We start from the raw sequence: 16415 nt of genomic DNA on the forward strand, positions 1-16415 counted from the left end.
AGACGATTTTCATACAAATCGCTCTTTCGCCTGGACTCTCCGTCATGGGCCGCGTGGCCCCGGGGACCGACGCCCGACGCGCCGTCAGAGATCGCTCGTGCGGCGCAATCCCGGGCGCTTCGGCCGCTTCCCGTTCACCCGCCCGGACGGCTCCCCGGACCGTCCCGGCGAGCGCAGCGCCACCCCCGACGACAGCAGCAGCAGTGCCCCCAGCATCACGAACGGCGCCGCCACCCCGGCCACACCGGCGACCAGACCCGCGGCGGCGGGCGCGGCGACCTGGCCGAGCCGGTTGCCGGTCAGCCGCAGCGCGAGGGCGGTGGAGCGGGCCCGGTCGGGCGCGGCCCGCACCACCGTCGTCATCGACAGCGGCTGGCCGACGCCCAGGCAGAAACCGAGGGCCGTGAGCATCGCGCCGAGCACCGGGACCGGCACCGGCAGCGCCACCCCCGCGCACAGCAGGGCGGCCAGCAGGCAGGTCACGGTGAGCAGGGCGGGCCGCCCGAGCAGCCGCAGCAGCGGGGTGAGGACCAGCCGGCAGGCGATGGTGGCACCGGCCCGCAGACTGAGCAGGACACCGATCACCGACGGCGCGATGCCCCGGTGCTCGCCGACCACGGGGAGGTAGGCGGTGAGGATGTCGGTCGCCGACAGCACCGACAGGCTGATGAGCATGCCCGCGGGCACGCCCCGGGCGCGCAGGATCCCGGCGACCGGCACGCGTTCGCCCCGCGGCGAGCGGTAACCGACGGCCGTACGGTCCTCGATGCGCCACAGCGACGTGAACGCCACGGCCGCGCCCGCCCCCGCGACGACGAGGGCGAGCGCGCTGCTGTGCGCCATGTCCGGACCGCCGACGAGGGCACCGGCGGCGACGGGCCCGATCAGCTGGCCGAGGGAGGCGCCGATGGTGAAGTGGCCGAAGTTGCGGTCCTGTTCGTGCGGTGCGGACTGGCGGGCCACCAGGGACTGGGCGCCGATCACGAAACAGAGGTGTCCGAGGCCCATCACCCCGCTCCACAGGGCCATCGCCCCCAGGGAGCCGGCGAGCCCGCTGAGCGCGCAGCCGGCGGCGACGAGGAGCACACCCACCGGCAGCAGGGGCGCGCAGCGGCCGTGGTCGGTACGGCGGCCGAGCGGTACGGCGGCGAACAGCGGCAGCAGCGCGTACACACCGGCGACGACACCGACCGCGCGCTCGTCGGCGCCCAGCGCGAGGGCCCGGTAGGAGACGGCGGGCCGGGCCATCGACACCGCCCCCTGCGCGAAGGAGAAGGCGATGACGAGGCGGAGCAGCCAGCCGCGGTTCCCACCGGGCGCCATGGGGACGACCTCCGTCGCGTGGTCAGATGATGCCGAACAGGATCGCCGCGCCGAGCACCACCACGGAGGTGAGCGCGGCCCACTTGACCACGAACCGGGTGTGGTCGCCGAACTCGACCCTGGCCATGCCGACCAGGACGTACACGGCGGGGACGAGCGGGCTGGACATGTGCAGGGGCTGGCCGACGATCGAGGCGCGGGCGATCTCCACCGCGGAGACGCCGTGCGCCTGGCCTGCCTCGGCGAGCACCGGCAGGACGCCGAAGTAGAAGCCGTCGTTGGACATGAAGTACGTGAGCGGGATGCTCAGCACGCCGGTGACGAAGGCCATGTGCGGGCCCATGCCGTCGGGGATGTTGTCCACCAGCCACTTCGCCATGTGGTCGACCATCCCGGTGCCCTGCAGCACGCCGGTGAAGACGGCGGCGGCGAAGACCATGCCGGAGACGTTGAGGACGTTCTCCGCGTGGGCGGCGATCCGGGCCTTCTGGTCGGGCATGTGCGGGAAGTTGACGGTCAGGGCGAGGGCCGCGCCGAGCAGGAACAGCACCGGGATCGGCAGCCACTCCATGATCATGGCGGTGAGCAGGGCGACGGTGAGCAGCGCGTTGAACCAGTACAGCCCGGGGCGCAGGGTGGCGCGGTCCGGGTCGAGGACCTGGAGGCTCTTGTCCTCGGGCTCGTCGGGCAGGTCCGCGCCCGAGCCGGAACCGCCCGCCTTCTTCGCGTCCTTGCCGGCTCCGGCGCCGACCAGCACCGTCTCGGTCTCCTCCACCAGCACCTCGTCCAGCGTCAGCACGCCGAGCCGCCTCCGCTCGCGGCGGCCGAGGACGTAGGCGAGGGCGAAGACGAACAGCAGGCCCATGGCGAGGGCCGGGATCATCGGCACGAAGATGTCGCCGGCGTCGAGCTTCAGCGCGGTGGCGGCGCGGGCGGTGGGGCCTCCCCACGGCAGCGTGTTCATCACGCCGTTGGCCATGGCGGCGACACCGGTCATCACGACCAGGGACATCTTCAGGCGCTTGTACAGCGGGTACATCGCCGAGACGGTGATCATGAAGGTGGTGGAGCCGTCGCCGTCCAGGGAGACGATCGCGGCGAGGACGGCCGTACCGATCACGATCCGCAGCGGGTCGGCCTTGCAGAACTTCAGGATGCCCCGCACGACGGGGTCGAAGAGACCGACGTCGATCATCACACCGAAGTAGACGATCGCGAACATGAGCATCGCCGCGGTGGGGGCGAGGCCGGTGATGCCGTCGATGACGTAGTCGCCGAGCTTCGCGCCCTTGCCCACGAACACGCAGAAGAGCGCGGGTATGAGCACGAGCGCCGCGATCGGCGACATCTTCTTCAGCATGATCAGGACCAGGAAGGTCGCGATCATGGCGAAGCCGAGGATGGTCAGCATGAGTGGGTACCTAACGTTCGCCCTTGAACATCCACCTGGGGGTCGGCGGTGCGATGACGTTAGGTCCGTCCAAACGGCGTTAACAAGACGTTGACGTGCGAGCAATACGCGCAAAAGTCCAGGTCACAGCAGTGTGACGACCTCGACGGGTACGCCGTTGAGCACCGCGTTGCCCGACAGCGGGTCCAGCAGACTGCCGTCGAGGAGCTGGTTGACGTTGACGCCGGGGGCGGCGGAGGCGTGGTGCAGCCGGGTGCCGGGCCGGTCGTGGCCCCAGCCGTGCGGCAGGCTCACCACGCCGGGCCGGATGCCGTCGGTGACCTCGGCGGGGGCCACCACCGCTCCCCCGGCGCCCTTGACGCGGACGTCGGCGCCGTCCCGGACGCCGAGCCGGGCGGCGTCCTGGGGGTGGATCTGCAGGGTGCAGCGGTTGCTGCCGCCGGTGAGGGCGGGCACGTTGTGCATCCAGCTGTTGTTGGAGCGCAGGTGGCGGCGGCCGACGAGGACGAGTCCCGCCGGCCTCTCGTCCAGCGCCCGGCGCAGCCGGGGCAGGTCGCCGGCGATCGGTTCGGGCAGCAGCTCGACCTTGCCGCTGCGGGTCTTCAGCGGCTGGGGCAGCCGCGGGCGCAGCGGGCCGAGGTCGATGCCGTGCGGGTGGGCGAGCAGTTTCTCCAGGGTGAGCCCGTCGGGGCGGGCGCCGAAGCCGTCGCCGTACGGGCCGAGGCGGAGCATCATGTCGAGCCGCCGCTCGGGGCCGTTGTCGCCGGTGAGCCCGGCGGCGAGCTCGCGCGGGTCGCGGCCGTGCACCGGCCCGTGCGGGTCCTGGACGGCCCTGCCGAGGGTCTCCTCGACGACCATCGTGTCGACGGCCGCCGAATCGGCGCCGTGCATGCCCGTGACGGCCAGGACCAGCCGGGCGAGGATCTCGGTCTCGGCCATGCGGCCGGGCTCCAGCGGGACGGCGGGGCGGCTGTAGCGGACCTGGTTGCGCACGGCGAGGGTGTTGAAGGCGAAGTCGTGGTGCGGGCTCTGGGAGGGCGGGGGCGGGGGCAGCACGACGTGGGCGTGGCGCGAGGTCTCGTTCAGGTACGGGTCGACGCTGACCATGAAGTCCAGGGAGGCGAGGGCCTTGTCGAGCCGGTCGCCGTCGGGCGCGGAGAGCACGGGGTTGGTGGCGACGGCGATCAGCGCGCGGACGGGGGTGCCCTCGTCGGTCGCGGTGTCGATCTCCTCGGCGAGGGCGGAGAGCGGCAACTCGCCCTTCGCCTCCGGGTACCCGCTCACCCGGGAGTGCCAGCGGCCGAGCCGGAAGCCGCGGCCGGGGCCCGCCGGGCGGGGTGTCCGGTCGGTGGCGGCCTGGGGGAAGAGGGCGCCGCCGGGACGGTCCAGGTTGCCGGTGAGGATGTTGAGGACGTCGACCAGCCAGCTCGCCAGGGTGCCGTGCGGGACGGTGCAGCTGCCGATGCGGGCGTAGACGGCGGCGGTGTCGGCCGCGGCGAGTTCCCTGGCCAGGGTGCGGATGACACCGGCGTCCAGGTCGCAGGCGGGTGCCACGGCTTCGGGAGTGAAGTCGGCGAGGGCGTCCCGGAGTTCGCCGAGACCCTGGACGTGCGGGGCGAGGTGCCCGAGGGCGACCAGGTCCTCGGCGAAGAGGGTGTGCGCCGTCGCGGCCAGCAGCAGGGCGTCGGTACCGGGCCGGACGGCCAGGTGGCGGTCGGCGAGCCGGGCGGTGCGGGTGCGGCGCGGGTCCACCACGGTGAGCCGGCCGCCGCGGGCCTTGAGAGCCTTGAGCCGGCCGGGGAAGTCGGGGGCGGTGCACAGACTGCCGTTGGACTCCAGCGGGTTGGCGCCGATGAGCAGCAGATGGGAGGTGCGGTCGAGGTCGGGCACCGGGATCGCGTGGGCGTCGCCGAACAGCAGCCCGCTGGAGACGTGCTTGGGCATCTGGTCGACCGTGGAGGCGGTGAACAGGCTGCGGGTGCGCAGGGCACCGACCAGGACCGACGGGTAGAGGCCGCCGGCCACGGTGTGCACGTTGGGGTTGCCGAGGACCACGCCGACGGCGTCGGGGCCGTACCGCTCCACGACCGGGCGGACACCGGCGGCGACCGCGTCGAAGGCCTCCTCCCAGGTGGCCTCGCGCAGGACGCCGTCCCTGCGGACGAGCGGGGTGCGCAGCCGGTCGGGGTCGCCGTCGACGGCCCCGAAGGCGGCGCCCTTGGGGCAGATGAAGCCCTTGCTGAAGACGTCCTCCCGGTCGCCGCGGGCGCCGGTGACGCGGGTGCCCTCGACGGTCAGGGCCAGCCCGCAGGTGGCCTCGCACAAGGAGCAGATTCGCAGGGCGGTGCGGGACACGGGTCCTCCCGTAAGGGTCGGCGCAGGCGGGTCCGAGCGAGCATACCGACCGGTAGGCATGGAGGGGAGTCCCTTTCCCGGAGGCTTCTTCACGACCCCCGCGCCGCCCCCGGCTCAGTCGAGGACGCGCCCCAGGTACGCCCGCAGCAGCTCCCGCGTCTCCCGGACGACCGCCTCGTCCCCCTGGGGGTCGACCCGGAAGGCGAGCTGGACCAGGGTGTCCGCGGTCTCCACGGCGACCAGGAAGACGCGGCGCAGGTCCTCGTCGGGGCTGCGGCCGAGGTAGCCGGAGAGCAGGTGGATGAGCCGGTCGGCGACCCGTGTGTTGGGTTCGGCCTGCCGGACGCCCACCGGGATCTGGTTGCCGAAGTCGACCAGCGAGAAGCCGGGCGCCGTGCGCTTCATGCCGATGTACTCGTCCAGGACGGCGTCCATCGCGGCCCGCCAGTCGCCCTCGCGGGCCCCCTTCAGCCGCTCGGTGACGCGCTCGACGTACCGCTCCAGGTTGCGCTGGGCGAGGGCGTCGGCCATCTGCCGTTTGTTGCCGAAGAAGCGGTAGACCGAGCCGATGGGCACTCCGGCGCGCTCGGCGACCGCGCGGGTGCTCAGGTCGTCGTAGCCGACCTCGTCGAGGAGTTCGGCGCAGGCGTCCAGGATCCTGGTCAGCCGTTCGGCGCTGCGCCGCTGGACGGGCGCGCGGCGGAGCGATGTCGCGTGGGGCACGGGCTTCATGATGCCTTTCCGCCGGGATCCGGTGAACCTCCCCCCACAGTACGAAGGCGGGTGGCCGGTGCACTCATCCGCGGGCGGGGCTCATCCGCGGCCGGCGGGCGACGCGGCACCGGCGGGCGCCTTCGCCGCGTCCGTGCCGGCCGTGCCCGCGCGGGCCGATTCCGTGGCCGCCGTGCCGGTACCGGCCGATTCCGTATCCGCCGTGCCGGTACCGGTCGCGTCCGGGACCGCCGTGCCCGTGCCGCTCGCGCCCGCACCGGTCGTGTCCGTCTCCGCGTCCGACACCGTGATGTCGGCGCCGCTCTCGACCGGCTTGCCGCGGACCGCCCACACCGTGCCGTCGTCGGCGTACAGGCGCGCGGTGATCCGGTGGGTGCCGTGCGGGACGGAACCGGCGCCCAGATGGCGGGTGGGACCCTGCATCCGGGCGGCCCGCCGGCCGTCCACGAAGAGGCGGACGAAGCCGCGGCCGGTGACCGCCACCGGCCGGGCGCCGGGAGCGGAGAGGGCGAAGTGCCGGAAGGACAGCCGGACGTCCCAGCCGCCGGCCGGGTCCTCGGTGACCTCCACGGCGACCTCGGGGGCGTCCTTCCGGGGCACTTCCCGCAGGTTCCGGCCGGTGGTGTCGGTCTCGTCCAGCACCTTGCCCACCGGCGCGGACGAGACCGCGCCCTCGTGCGCCTCACCGGCGGTGCAGGCCACCGCTCCGAGCGGCAGCAGGACGCACACCGCGAGCGCGGCGAGCGTCCCGTGCTTCCCCTTCGTCCATGACATGAGCGGGAGCGTAGAACAGCGGCCGGGCGGCCCGGATCCCCCTCAGGTCTGGTTCGGCCCCTACCTCCGGGGGAGGACCCGGACCCTCTTGCGCGGACCCGCGCTCATTCCTACGGTGATGCATAGGAATCGGGAACACGAGGAGCGATGATGAGCGGGGACGCACGGAAGACCGCCGAGGGGCTGTCGTATCTGACCGGGTTCGGCAACGAACACGCCTCGGAGGCGGTGCCGGGCGCCCTGCCCGAGGGCCGCAACGCGCCGCAGCGCGCGCCGCTCGGCCTGTACGCCGAGCAGCTGAGCGGTACGGCCTTCACCGAGCCGCGGGCGCACAACCGGCGCTCCTGGCTGTACCGCATCCGCCCCTCGGCCGCGCACCCCGCGTTCACCCGCGCCGACAACGGCGCGATCCGCACGGCCCCCTTCACCGAGACGGTGCCCGACCCCAACCGGCTGCGCTGGAACCCGCTGCCGCAGCCCCCGGCCGGCACCGACTTCCTCGCGGGCCTGTGGACGCTGGGCGGCAACGGCGACGCGACCCAGCGCTCCGGCATGGCCGTGCACCTGTACCACGCCAACGCCTCGATGGAGCGCGTCTTCTCCGACGCCGACGGTGAGCTGCTGATCGTGCCCGAGCGGGGCGGGCTGCTGCTGCACACCGAGTTCGGGCGCCTGCATGTGGAGCCTTCCCATGTAGCGCTGATCCCACGTGGGGTGCGCTTCCGTGTGGAGCTGCTCGACGAGTCGGCCCGAGGGTATGTGTGCGAGAACTATGGGGCGCCGTTCCAACTGCCCGATCTCGGGCCGATCGGCGCCAACGGACTCGCCAATCCCCGGGACTTCCGTGCGCCCGTCGCGGCGTACGAGGACGTCGAGGGCCCGGTGGAGGTGGTGAACAAGTTCTGCGGCAACCTCTGGACGGCCACCTACGACCACAGCCCGCTGGACGTGGTCGCCTGGCACGGCAACCATGTGCCGTACGCCTATGACCTGCGCCGGTTCAATGTGATCGGCACCATCTCCTACGACCACCCCGACCCGTCCATCTTCACGGTCCTGACCTCGCCCTCGGACACCCCGGGACTGGCCGGCGTGGACTTCGTGGTCTTCGCGCCGCGCTGGCTGGTGGGCGAGGACACCTTCCGGCCGCCGTACTTCCACCGGAACGTGATGAGCGAGTACATGGGCCTGGTCGAGGGCGCGTACGACGCCAAGGCGGAGGGCTTCGTGCCGGGCGGCGGCTCGCTGCACAACATGATGTCGGCGCACGGCCCGGACCGGGAGACCTTCGACCGGGCGAGCGCGGCCGAGCTGCGGCCGCAGAAGATCGACGACGGGCTGGCGTTCATGTTCGAGACCCGCTGGCCGGTCACCCTCACCCCGCACGCGGCGGGCGCCGAACACCTCCAGCAGCGCTACGACGACGTGTGGCAGGGGCTGGAACGGCACTTCCGGGGGTGACCGCCGCCGTTGCGCCGAACGTTCTCCGCCAGGTACGGATAGCCGCGTGACCTCCTTCGCTCCGGATTCGATCGTCCTGAACCGCAAGCTGCCGCTGTGGTACCAGGTGTCGCAGTCGCTGCGCGCCTCGATACTGGGCCGCTCGCCCGAGGACCCGCTGCGGCTGCCCACCGAGGAGCGGCTGGCGGAGCACTACGGCGTGAGCGTGCTGACCATGCGGCAGGCGCTGAAGGAGCTGGAGGACGAGGGCCTGATCAGCCGGCACCGGCGGCGCGGCACGTTCATCGAGCCGGGCGTCCGGCGCGGGGCCCCGGTCCGGCTGCTGGGCTCGGTGGACGCCATCGTGGCCCAGCAGTCCGGGATGACGACCGAGCTGCTCGGCCACGGGCGGGTGCCGGTGCCGGGCGGACTCGCCGAGCACTTCCCGGACTGCGCGGAGGTGGCGTCGTACCACCGTCTGCGCCGCGACGAGAAGACGGGCGAGCCGACCAACCACGCCGTCAACCACATCCGTCCCGAACTGGCCGAGCGCGTCGACGTGGACGACCTGGTCCGCTGGCCGATGACCAAGGTGCTGCGGGACGTGGTGAAGGCGGACATCAGCCGGATCACGGACACCGTGGAGGCCCGGCTCGCCGACCCGGAGACCGCCCGCCTGCTCCAGGTCCCGCTGCTCAGCCCGATCCTGCACTACACGGGCGTGACGTACGACAGCGCGGGGCGGGTGCTGGACGTGGCCGTCATCCACTACCGGGGGGACAGGTTCTCGTTCACCGTGACGCTGGACGCGTAGGCGCGCCGCCGGTTCCGCGGCCGCCGGCCGCCGGTCCTCCGCGGGGCCGGCGCGGCCGGCCGTGCCCGCGCGGCGGAGCCGGTGCCGGGTGCGGCCGGCGCCCCTTCGGGGGCTGCGGGACTGCCGTACCATGCCCAGCGTGACGCACGACGACGCTCCGCTGCTGGCGGACCTCATGCCGTGGTCCGTCGCACCGATGCGGCCGGGCCGTGCCTGGCCGGCGGCGCCCGATCCGGTCTCGCTGAGGGCCCGCTGGGACGCCCTGCTGAAGGCCGAGGGGCCGGACCGGGAGGCCCTGTTCGAGCCGAGCCGCGCCCGTACGCTCCAGTCGGCGGTGGGCCAGCTGCCCGGGCAGACCACCGGCACGGAGCGGCTCGCGCGCGCGGAGGGGCCCTGCGCGGAGCCGGTGCGGGTCCTGGCCGCCCCCTTCGACGAGCAGTGGCTGATCCCGGACCACCGGCTGCTCGACACGGCCCGCCCGGAGCTGTGGCGGGTCGCGGACGGGCGGCAGGTGTTCGCCGTCGAGACGGGCGACCCGGACACCCCGCTGCTGGCGACCTCCCACCTGCCGGTCCTGCGCACCGGCCGTGTCCGCCCGCTGTACCGCCGCCCCGGCGGCACGGAACCCAACCTGGCCCCCGGCCTGCTGGACCACCTGTCGGCCCGGCTGGGCGCCCGCCCCTCTGCGCCGGACGTACTGGCCTGGATCCTCGCGGCGGCCCGCCCCGGCCTCACCGTCCCGCTCACCGAGGACCCCGACGTGTGGGCGGCCGGCGTGGACGTGGGCCGCCGGACGCTGTGGCTGCTGCGGCGCGACGGCGAGCGCCCCAAGCTGCCGGGCGGGCGCCGCCCGTACGTCCGCGCGCCCCTGCCGGCCCGGCCGCTCGGCCTGTGCTACGACCGCGACGAGGAGACCCTGCACCTGGACGAGGGCCGCATCTCCCCCGTCCCGCCCGAGGCCTGGGACCACGAGGTGGCCGGGGTCCGGGTCCTGGAGGCCTGGTTCACGGCCCGCACCGCACCCGCCCAGCCGGGTACGCTCGCCGCGATCCGTCCGGCGAGCTGGCCGCAGGCCTGGACGTCGGAGCTGCTGGAGCTCGTCACGGTCCTCGCCCTGCTGGCCGACGTGCGGGCGCTGCGGGCCGGGCTGAAGGTGACGTCACCGGTCACGGCGGCGGAGCTGCGCCGGGCGGGCGTTCTGCCGGTGCCCGCGCCCGCCCGCCGTCCCGCCTCGGTCCTCGACCATCACGAGGAGGGCCCGGACGGGCAGTTCGCGCTGCTCTAGCCGCCGGCCCGTCCGCCCAGGGCGGCCTCCAGCCGGGCGATGTCCTCCGCGTCCTTGGGCCGGCGGGGCCGGGAGGGGTCCCAGACGGGCATCATGCGCTTGATCTCGATCTGCACGCGCGGGTCGACGATCGGCGCCCGGAGCGCACCGATGCGGCCGGGCTCCTCGCCGAGCAGTCCGTCCGGCCAGGGGGTGCCGGCCCAGGGGCCGCCGGCCACCGTCACCCGGCCCGCCGCGTCCCTGTCGATCAGGGTGAAGCTGCTCTCCAGGCCGTCCTTCACGAAGTCGAGCTGGAGTCCGGCGGGCGGCCCGGGGACCGGTGCGTGGCCGAGCCGGACCAGCGCCCCGCCGAGGGACTCCGCGTCCTTGGCCCAGGCGAACCAGTCGACGTCCCCGTGGTCCCGGGTGACCTCCCCGAGGAAGAAGTCCATCGCCCAGCCGCCCCGCAGCCAGAGCGGGATGCCGTCGCCCCGGGCCGCCTCCAGCACCTCCGCGATCAAGCGGAGCTGACGCCGCGCCCGCCCCTGGTCCACTTCGGCCCCCGCCTCCGGCTAGCGCGGCGCGAACGCGTCGATGACGCGTTCCACCGCTCGTTCGAACACCGCTTCCAGATCGATCGGCCCGGCGTCCTCCGTGAAGGCCGCCGCCATACGCGGGTACGCGCCGGTGGCGATCCGGCTGCCCAGGTAGGCGATGCGGGCCGCGTTCTCCTCGTCCTCCGACCAGGGCAGGGCCCGGACCCGCTCGGCGGTGTCGAGTTCGTTGCGGACGTAGGTCGTGACCATGCCGTTGAGCATCGCGATCAGCTCCAGCTTGGTGCCGTACCGCTCCTCCAGCGGGTCGAGGCAGGCCAGGCAGTGCTCCAGGTAGCGCAGGGCGTTGGGGCTGAAGCCGTAGACGGGGGACATCAGGCGGGGCAGCCACGGGTGCCGGCGCATCAGCTCACGGGTCTGCCGGGCCACGCGGCGCATGTCGGCCCGCCAGTCCCCGCTCGGCTCCCAGAGGGCGTGCTCCCCGCCGGCCGCGTCCACCATCAGCTCGTACAGGTCCTCCTTGCGGGGGACGTAGTTGTACAGCGACATGGTGCCGCAGCCCAGTTCGGCGGCGACGTGCCGCATCGACACCGCGTCGAGCCCCTCGGCGTCGGCGATCCGGACGGCGGCGGCGGCGATGTCGTCGCGCGTGTACGCCGGCCTCGGACCCCGGCCGGTGCGTTCGGGGCGCGCCCAGATCACCCCGGGGACGGCCCCTCGGACTGCCATCGTTCGATCACCTCGGCACCATCCTAGTTACGTACGGCGTACGTAGTGCGGTATGGTCCCGGCATGACTACTACGTACGCTGTACTTAGTGAAGGTCTGGAGAAGCGCTTCGGCGCCGTCCGCGCCCTGCGCGGGCTGGACCTGGCCGTCGCCGAGGGCACGGTCTGCGGACTGCTGGGCCCGAACGGGGCGGGGAAGACGACGGCGGTGCGGCTGCTGACCACGCTGCTGCGCCCGGACGGGGGCTCGGCCCGGATCGCCGGGCACGACCTCGTGCGGGAGGAGGCGGCGGTGCGGCGCCGGATCGGGGTCACCGGGCAGTACGCCTCGGTGGACGGGGACCTCACCGGCCGGGAGAACCTGCGGCTGTTCGCCCGGCTGCACCGGGTGCGCGGGCCGGCCGCCCGGGCCGCCGAACTGCTGGAGCGCTTCGGTCTGACCGAGGCGGCGGACCGCAGGGTGTCCGCGTACTCCGGCGGCATGCGGCGCCGCCTCGACCTCGCCGCGAGCCTGGTCCGCCGTCCGGACGTGCTGTTCCTGGACGAGCCGACCACTGGGCTCGACCCGGCCAGCCGTGCCCGCGTCTGGCAGGCGGTGCGCGAACTGAAGGCGGACGGCACCACCGTGCTGCTGACCACGCAGTACCTGGAGGAGGCCGATCAGCTCGCCGACGACATCGCCCTGGTGGACCGGGGCCGGGTCGCCCACACCGGCTCGCCCGCCGCGCTCAAGGCGGTCATCGGCTCGTACGCGGAGGCGGTGGTCGCGGACGCCGGCGCGCTCGCCCGGGCGGCGGCCGTGCTCGACCGGCTGACCGGCCGGGAGCCCGTGTTCGACCGGGACCGGAACGCGGTCGGCGCGGTCACCACCGACCCGACGCTGACCCTGCCCCGGCTGGTGCGCGAACTGGACGCGGCCGGTGTGCCGTTGCTGGACGCGGGCATCCGGCCGCCCACCCTCGACGACGTCTTCCTGCGGCTCACCGGGGAGTCCTCCGGCGAGCCCGCCGACGGCCCCACCGACCGCTCCACCGACAAGGGCTTCACCGACGGCAAGGAGCGTGCCGCGTGAGGGCGTTCGCGTACGACGGGCTGGCGATGACCGGCCGGCAGCTGCGCCGGGTCCGCAACAACCCGGGGCTGGCGGTCCTGACCCAGGTCATGCCGGTCAACATGCTGCTGTTCTTCGGCTTCGTGTTCGGCAGCGCCCTGGCCGTGCCCGGCCGTGAGTACCGCGCCTTCCTGGTGCCCGGGCTGCTCGTCGCGACGGCCGCCGGCGGGCTGATGACCGGCATGTTCCAGGCGGCCCAGGACACCCACCGGGGCGTGGCGGACCGGTTCCGCACGATGCCGGTGAGCCGGGCCGCCGTACCGCTCGGGCAGGCCGTCGCGGACCTCGTGGTCACGGCGGCCGGGGCGGTGCCGCTGCTGCTGACCGGTCTCGCGGTGGGCTGGCGGATCGAGGGGTCGGCGGCCGGGGCGGCCGGCGCCGTGGGGCTGCTGCTGTTCTTCCGGTTCGCCTGCACCTGCGCCGGGATCCTCCTCGGGCTGCTCACCCGCAGCGAGGAGGCGGCCGGACAGCTCGGCGCCTCCTCCTTCGTGCTGCCGTTGCTGTCCAACGCCTACATCCCGACGGACAACCTGCCGGGCTGGCTGCGCACGCTCGCCGAGTGGAACCCGATCAGCGCGGTGACCACGGCCCTGCGCGACCTCTTCGGCAACGCGCCGGTCCCGGAGGACGCCGCCTGGCCGGTGGCCCACCCGGTGGCCGGGTCGCTGATCTGGTGCCTGCTGCTCACCGCGGTGTTCCTGCCGCTCGCGGTGAGCCGGTACGCGCGGACCGGGTGAACCCGCACTGCTGACAAAGCCGCCGGCCGGGGGAGATCATCCACCCCATGGATCATCTCCCCCTGCCCCTGGAGGGCATCACCGTCGTCGCCGTCGAGCAGGCCGTGTCCGCACCCTTCGCCACCCGGCAGCTCGCCGACCTCGGCGCCAGGGTCGTCAAGGTGGAACGGGTCGACGGCGGCGACTTCGCGCGCGGCTACGACACCGCGGCCCGCGGTCTCGCCTCGCACTTCGTGTGGTGCAACCGCGGCAAGGAATCCATCGCGCTGGACCTGAAGGACCCGCGCGGCCTGGACGTCGTACGGCGGCTGGTCGCGGACGCCGACGTGTTCGTGCAGAACCTCGCGCACGGCGCGGCGGCCCGGCTCGGCCTGGACGCGGCCACGCTGTGCGCCGCGCACCCGCGGCTGGTCGCCGTGGACATCTCGGGCTACGGCGGCTCGGGGCCGTACGCGGACAAGCGGGCGTACGACATGCTCGTGCAGTGCGAGGCGGGGCTGGTGTCGGTGACCGGGACGCCGGAGCAGCCGGTGAAGGCGGGCATCCCGGCCGCGGACATCGCGGCGGCGATGTACGCGTTCTCCGGTGTGCTGGCGGCGCTCGTGCGGCGCGGGACGACCGGGCGGGGCGGGCCGGTGGAGGTGTCGATGCTGGAGGCGCTCGCCGAGTGGATGGGGCATCCGCTGCACCACGCGATGCACGGGGGTGAGCCGCCGGCGCGTACGGGACTCGCGCACGCCGTGATCGCGCCGTACGACGCCTATCCGACGGCGGACGGCGGGCGGGTGCTGCTGTCGGTGCAGAACGACCGGGAGTGGCGGCGGCTGGCCGAGCAGGTCATGGGCCGCCCGGAGCTGGGCACGGACCCGGCGTACGCGACGAACGCCGCGCGGGTGGCGCACCGGGAGTCGACCGACGCCCTGGTCGGGGGCGCGCTGGCGGTGCTGGACGCCGAGGAGGCGCTGGCACGGCTGGAGAAGGCGGGCATCGCCTGCGCCCGGCTGCGGGACCTGCACGAACTGGCGGGGCATCCGCAGCTGGCGGCCCGGGAGCGCTGGCGTCAGGTGGGTACGCCGGCCGGACCGCTGAAGGCGCTGCTGCCTCCCATCACGCTGCCGGGCGGGGGCGAGGCACGGATGGGTGACGTGCCCGCACTCGGTCAGCACACCGGAGCGCTGCTGCGTGCCGTGGGGATGACGGACGACGAGATCGCAGCGCTGCGCCGGGACGGTGTGGCGGCCTGAGCGCGGGCACCCCTGCTCGGGGTCAGGGGCCCTGCGACGCGGTCAGTGACCGCCGAACAGCGAACGGCGCAGTCGGCGCAGCGGCGCGAAGAGGGAGACGCGGCTGACCCGCGCACCCCGGTCACTGCGCCGGTGCGTGGTGTCACGCGCCGTGAGTTCGCGCATCAGCGAGGTCGCCTCGACCGTCTCCCGCTGCGGTATGGCGGGACCCGCCAGCACCGACAGATGGCGGTCGAGGCGCGAACTGGTCGCGCTGCTCCCGCAGGTGATCGCAGGGACCCTGGCCCTGCTGCGCATCGTTATCTGTTCCATGTCACTCCCCACCCGTACGAGTCCACCCGGCCCGGGCAGGGTAACCCTATCGCCCCGGTGGGGCACGCGTGTATCTCGGCCACAGGATTCACCTTCCCTGTAAGGGGGTTGACCACCCCTCTTTGACTACTCTCCGAATCCGACCGATTTCAGGGTGAGTTGGACAATCGGCTGACCGGTGGGCTGCGCTGACCCACCGTCAGGTTCGACGGTTACGGCGAGTGACGTCGAGGAGGTGTCGAGGCCCTTCGCGACCAAGGGCGTGTCGCCCGCCAGGAGGCCGAGGGAGCGGGGTTGTACCCGGGGGCGCACGAGCCAGAGCTGGTGGACGCGTCCGGCGGGCGGGGTGCCGTATCCGCTGAGGGTGACGACGGCCTCCCGCTCGGAGGCGGAAGCGATCACTCCGATACTGCGGCCCCGCGCGTCCTCGCTGTTGGCGGCGCGGGCGTCGGTCGCGGCCAGAACGTGGGCGATCTCACGTGCCCGGGCCTGCTCCGCGTCGAGCCGGTCCTCGGCGCGGTGCGCCTGGACGGCGAAGAGCGAGGCGACGACGAGGGCCGCGGCGGCGGTGGCCGTGGCGAGCGGGGCGAACAGGGGGCGCCGCCGGGGCGTGCGGGCGCGGCCCGGCGGGGGCTGGGTGCCCCAGACGTGCGGCGGCAGCTGGGGCGTGCGCTCCCGGGCCGGCGCCCGGTCCCGCGCGGCCGCGTGACCGCGCGCCGGCTCCTGCGGGGTGCTGCGGACGGCGGCCAGGACCCGGTCGCGCAGGGCGGCGGGCGCGGGGGCCGCCGTGGACCAGGCGAGCCGGACCGCGTCCTCGGCCAGGTCCCGCACCTCGGCGGCGCAGCGGTCGCAGCCCGCCAGGTGCTTCTCGAAGCGGCGCCGCTCGCCCGGTTCGAGGGCGTCGAGCGCGTAGGGCGCGGCGAGGGAGTGCGGGTCCTCGCGGCGCAGCAGCCTGCCGAGGATGCTCATGCGGCGCCTCCCAGGCAGTCGCGCAGCCGGGTGAGTCCGTCGCGCATCCGTGTCTTGACCGTGCCGAGCGGCAGCTTCAGCCGCTCGGCCACCTCACGGTAGGTGTACCCGTCGTAGTAGGCGAGGGTCACCGACTGGCGTTGCAGGGCCGTGAGCCGGTGCAGGCAGCGGCGCACCCACTCGCGTTCGAGGCCGGCCTCCACCTCCTCGGCGACCTGGTCGAACGCGGGTTCCCCGGCGCGCAGGGCCTCGCGCTGCTCGCGCTCCCCGGCCGCGCGGGCGCTGCGCACCCGGTCGACGGCGCGGCGGTGGGCGAGGGTGAGGACCCAGGACAGGGCGCTGCCCCGGCCGGGGTCGAACCGGGCGGCGGAGCGCCACACTTCGAGCAGCACCTCCTGGGCGACCTCCTCGGACTGGGCGGGGTCGCGCACCACCCGCCGGACGAGCCCGTACACCGGCCCGGACACGAGCCCGTACAACTGCTCGAACGCCCTCTGGTCGCCGCCCGCCACGAGCACCAGCAGCTCGTCCGCCTGCATGCGGGCCCCCTCTCCGTGGCCGCAGCCGGCTCTTCCCCGCGCACCGCGCATCCGCACCGAGACACACCTCCCCGAGAACTTACGGATCAGCGGGCCGAAAACGCGGGT

The 16415-nt window shown here is 74.0% G+C and carries 16 protein-coding genes; 6 read left to right on the top strand and 10 right to left on the bottom strand.

The window, feature by feature from the left end:
* Positions 1–84: 84 nt before the first annotated feature.
* From ACZ4VF_RS26715 to ACZ4VF_RS26735, 5 genes are all read right to left on the bottom strand, one after another.
* Positions 85–1323, bottom strand: coding sequence for an MFS transporter (locus ACZ4VF_RS26715; RefSeq protein ID WP_467929065.1), 1239 nt, complete (start codon positions 1321–1323; stop codon positions 85–87).
* 22 nt (positions 1324–1345) lie between these two features.
* Entirely contained in the window at positions 1346–2734 is a 1389-nt protein-coding gene (locus ACZ4VF_RS26720; RefSeq protein WP_467929066.1) for a CitMHS family transporter, read from the bottom strand.
* Between the two features lie 123 nt (positions 2735–2857).
* Complete coding sequence (locus ACZ4VF_RS26725) at positions 2858–5089, bottom strand: molybdopterin oxidoreductase family protein (RefSeq protein WP_467929068.1); 2232 nt, start codon at positions 5087–5089, stop codon at positions 2858–2860.
* 114 nt (positions 5090–5203) lie between these two features.
* Positions 5204–5821, bottom strand: coding sequence for a TetR/AcrR family transcriptional regulator (locus tag ACZ4VF_RS26730; protein WP_467929069.1), 618 nt, complete (start codon positions 5819–5821; stop codon positions 5204–5206).
* Between the two features lie 81 nt (positions 5822–5902).
* Entirely contained in the window at positions 5903–6595 is a 693-nt protein-coding gene (locus ACZ4VF_RS26735; protein WP_467929070.1) for a hypothetical protein, read from the bottom strand.
* A 150-nt stretch (positions 6596–6745) separates the two neighbouring features.
* Between ACZ4VF_RS26735 and hmgA the strand changes: the two genes are divergently transcribed.
* The 3 genes from hmgA to ACZ4VF_RS26750 all read left to right on the top strand — a co-directional run bounded on the left by hmgA (position 6746) and on the right by ACZ4VF_RS26750 (position 10134).
* Positions 6746–8056 carry a homogentisate 1,2-dioxygenase gene (hmgA, locus tag ACZ4VF_RS26740; protein WP_467929072.1) on the top strand — a complete coding sequence of 437 codons (1311 nt, stop codon included), beginning with the start codon at positions 6746–6748 and terminating at the stop codon, positions 8054–8056.
* Positions 8057–8102: 46 nt separating this feature from the next.
* Positions 8103–8849: a GntR family transcriptional regulator gene (locus ACZ4VF_RS26745; RefSeq protein ID WP_467929073.1), complete on the top strand. Its 747-nt coding sequence runs from the start codon at positions 8103–8105 to the stop codon at positions 8847–8849.
* 130 nt (positions 8850–8979) lie between these two features.
* On the top strand, positions 8980–10134 hold the full coding sequence (locus ACZ4VF_RS26750) for a type ISP restriction/modification enzyme (protein ID WP_467929075.1): 1155 nt from the start codon (positions 8980–8982) through the stop codon (positions 10132–10134).
* Here ACZ4VF_RS26750 and ACZ4VF_RS26755 read toward each other — a convergent pair.
* Together ACZ4VF_RS26755 and ACZ4VF_RS26760 are read right to left on the bottom strand one after the other, a co-directional pair.
* Positions 10131–10667 (bottom strand): nucleotidyltransferase domain-containing protein, encoded by a 537-nt coding sequence (locus ACZ4VF_RS26755; protein ID WP_467929076.1) that lies wholly within the window; start codon positions 10665–10667, stop codon positions 10131–10133. The two genes, ACZ4VF_RS26750 and ACZ4VF_RS26755, sit on opposite strands and share 4 nt — an antisense overlap.
* Before the next feature lie 18 nt (positions 10668–10685).
* Entirely contained in the window at positions 10686–11396 is a 711-nt protein-coding gene (locus ACZ4VF_RS26760; protein ID WP_467929078.1) for a TetR/AcrR family transcriptional regulator, read from the bottom strand.
* Positions 11397–11459: 63 nt separating this feature from the next.
* Between ACZ4VF_RS26760 and ACZ4VF_RS26765 the strand changes: the two genes are divergently transcribed.
* From ACZ4VF_RS26765 to ACZ4VF_RS26775, 3 genes are read left to right on the top strand one after another with little or no spacing between them, the layout of a single operon-like run.
* A complete protein-coding gene (locus tag ACZ4VF_RS26765) occupies positions 11460–12467 on the top strand; it encodes an ATP-binding cassette domain-containing protein (RefSeq protein ID WP_467929079.1) in 1008 nt (335 codons plus the stop codon).
* Between the two features lie 26 nt (positions 12468–12493).
* Positions 12494–13243: an ABC transporter permease gene (locus tag ACZ4VF_RS26770; RefSeq protein ID WP_467929184.1), complete on the top strand. Its 750-nt coding sequence runs from the start codon at positions 12494–12496 to the stop codon at positions 13241–13243.
* A 47-nt stretch (positions 13244–13290) separates the two neighbouring features.
* Positions 13291–14487: a CaiB/BaiF CoA transferase family protein gene (locus ACZ4VF_RS26775; RefSeq protein ID WP_467929080.1), complete on the top strand. Its 1197-nt coding sequence runs from the start codon at positions 13291–13293 to the stop codon at positions 14485–14487.
* A 42-nt stretch (positions 14488–14529) separates the two neighbouring features.
* On the opposite strand, the gene ACZ4VF_RS26780 is transcribed toward ACZ4VF_RS26775, so the two are convergent.
* The 3 genes from ACZ4VF_RS26780 to ACZ4VF_RS26790 all read right to left on the bottom strand — a co-directional run bounded on the left by ACZ4VF_RS26780 (position 14530) and on the right by ACZ4VF_RS26790 (position 16307).
* On the bottom strand, positions 14530–14799 hold the full coding sequence (locus ACZ4VF_RS26780; RefSeq protein ID WP_467929081.1) for a hypothetical protein: 270 nt from the start codon (positions 14797–14799) through the stop codon (positions 14530–14532).
* Positions 14800–14925: 126 nt separating this feature from the next.
* Positions 14926–15768 (bottom strand): anti-sigma factor, encoded by an 843-nt coding sequence (locus ACZ4VF_RS26785; RefSeq protein WP_467929083.1) that lies wholly within the window; start codon positions 15766–15768, stop codon positions 14926–14928.
* Positions 15765–16307 (bottom strand): sigma-70 family RNA polymerase sigma factor, encoded by a 543-nt coding sequence (locus tag ACZ4VF_RS26790; protein ID WP_467929084.1) that lies wholly within the window; start codon positions 16305–16307, stop codon positions 15765–15767. The genes ACZ4VF_RS26785 and ACZ4VF_RS26790 overlap by 4 nt, the downstream gene beginning before the upstream one ends.
* Positions 16308–16415: the final 108 nt, after the last annotated feature.

Source organism: Streptomyces sp. NPDC029151, from assembly GCF_055564315.1.

Bases quoted from the DNA above. Each gene is read 5' to 3' on its own strand.
- ACZ4VF_RS26715 (WP_467929065.1), bottom strand. From the start codon at position 1,323: ATGGCGCCCGGTGGGAACCGCGGCTGGCTGCTCCGCCTCGTCATCGCC.
- ACZ4VF_RS26720 (WP_467929066.1), bottom strand. From the start codon at position 2,734: ATGCTGACCATCCTCGGCTTCGCCATGATCGCGACCTTCCTGGTCCTG.
- ACZ4VF_RS26730 (WP_467929069.1), bottom strand. From the start codon at position 5,821: ATGAAGCCCGTGCCCCACGCGACATCGCTCCGCCGCGCGCCCGTCCAG.
- ACZ4VF_RS26735 (WP_467929070.1), bottom strand. From the start codon at position 6,595: ATGTCATGGACGAAGGGGAAGCACGGGACGCTCGCCGCGCTCGCGGTG.
- hmgA (WP_467929072.1), top strand. From the start codon at position 6,746: ATGAGCGGGGACGCACGGAAGACCGCCGAGGGGCTGTCGTATCTGACC.
- ACZ4VF_RS26750 (WP_467929075.1), top strand. From the start codon at position 8,980: ATGCCCAGCGTGACGCACGACGACGCTCCGCTGCTGGCGGACCTCATG.
- ACZ4VF_RS26760 (WP_467929078.1), bottom strand. From the start codon at position 11,396: ATGGCAGTCCGAGGGGCCGTCCCCGGGGTGATCTGGGCGCGCCCCGAA.
- ACZ4VF_RS26765 (WP_467929079.1), top strand. From the start codon at position 11,460: ATGACTACTACGTACGCTGTACTTAGTGAAGGTCTGGAGAAGCGCTTC.
- ACZ4VF_RS26770 (WP_467929184.1), top strand. From the start codon at position 12,494: ATGACCGGCCGGCAGCTGCGCCGGGTCCGCAACAACCCGGGGCTGGCG.
- ACZ4VF_RS26775 (WP_467929080.1), top strand. From the start codon at position 13,291: ATGGATCATCTCCCCCTGCCCCTGGAGGGCATCACCGTCGTCGCCGTC.
- ACZ4VF_RS26780 (WP_467929081.1), bottom strand. From the start codon at position 14,799: ATGGAACAGATAACGATGCGCAGCAGGGCCAGGGTCCCTGCGATCACC.
- ACZ4VF_RS26785 (WP_467929083.1), bottom strand. From the start codon at position 15,768: ATGAGCATCCTCGGCAGGCTGCTGCGCCGCGAGGACCCGCACTCCCTC.
- ACZ4VF_RS26790 (WP_467929084.1), bottom strand. From the start codon at position 16,307: ATGCAGGCGGACGAGCTGCTGGTGCTCGTGGCGGGCGGCGACCAGAGG.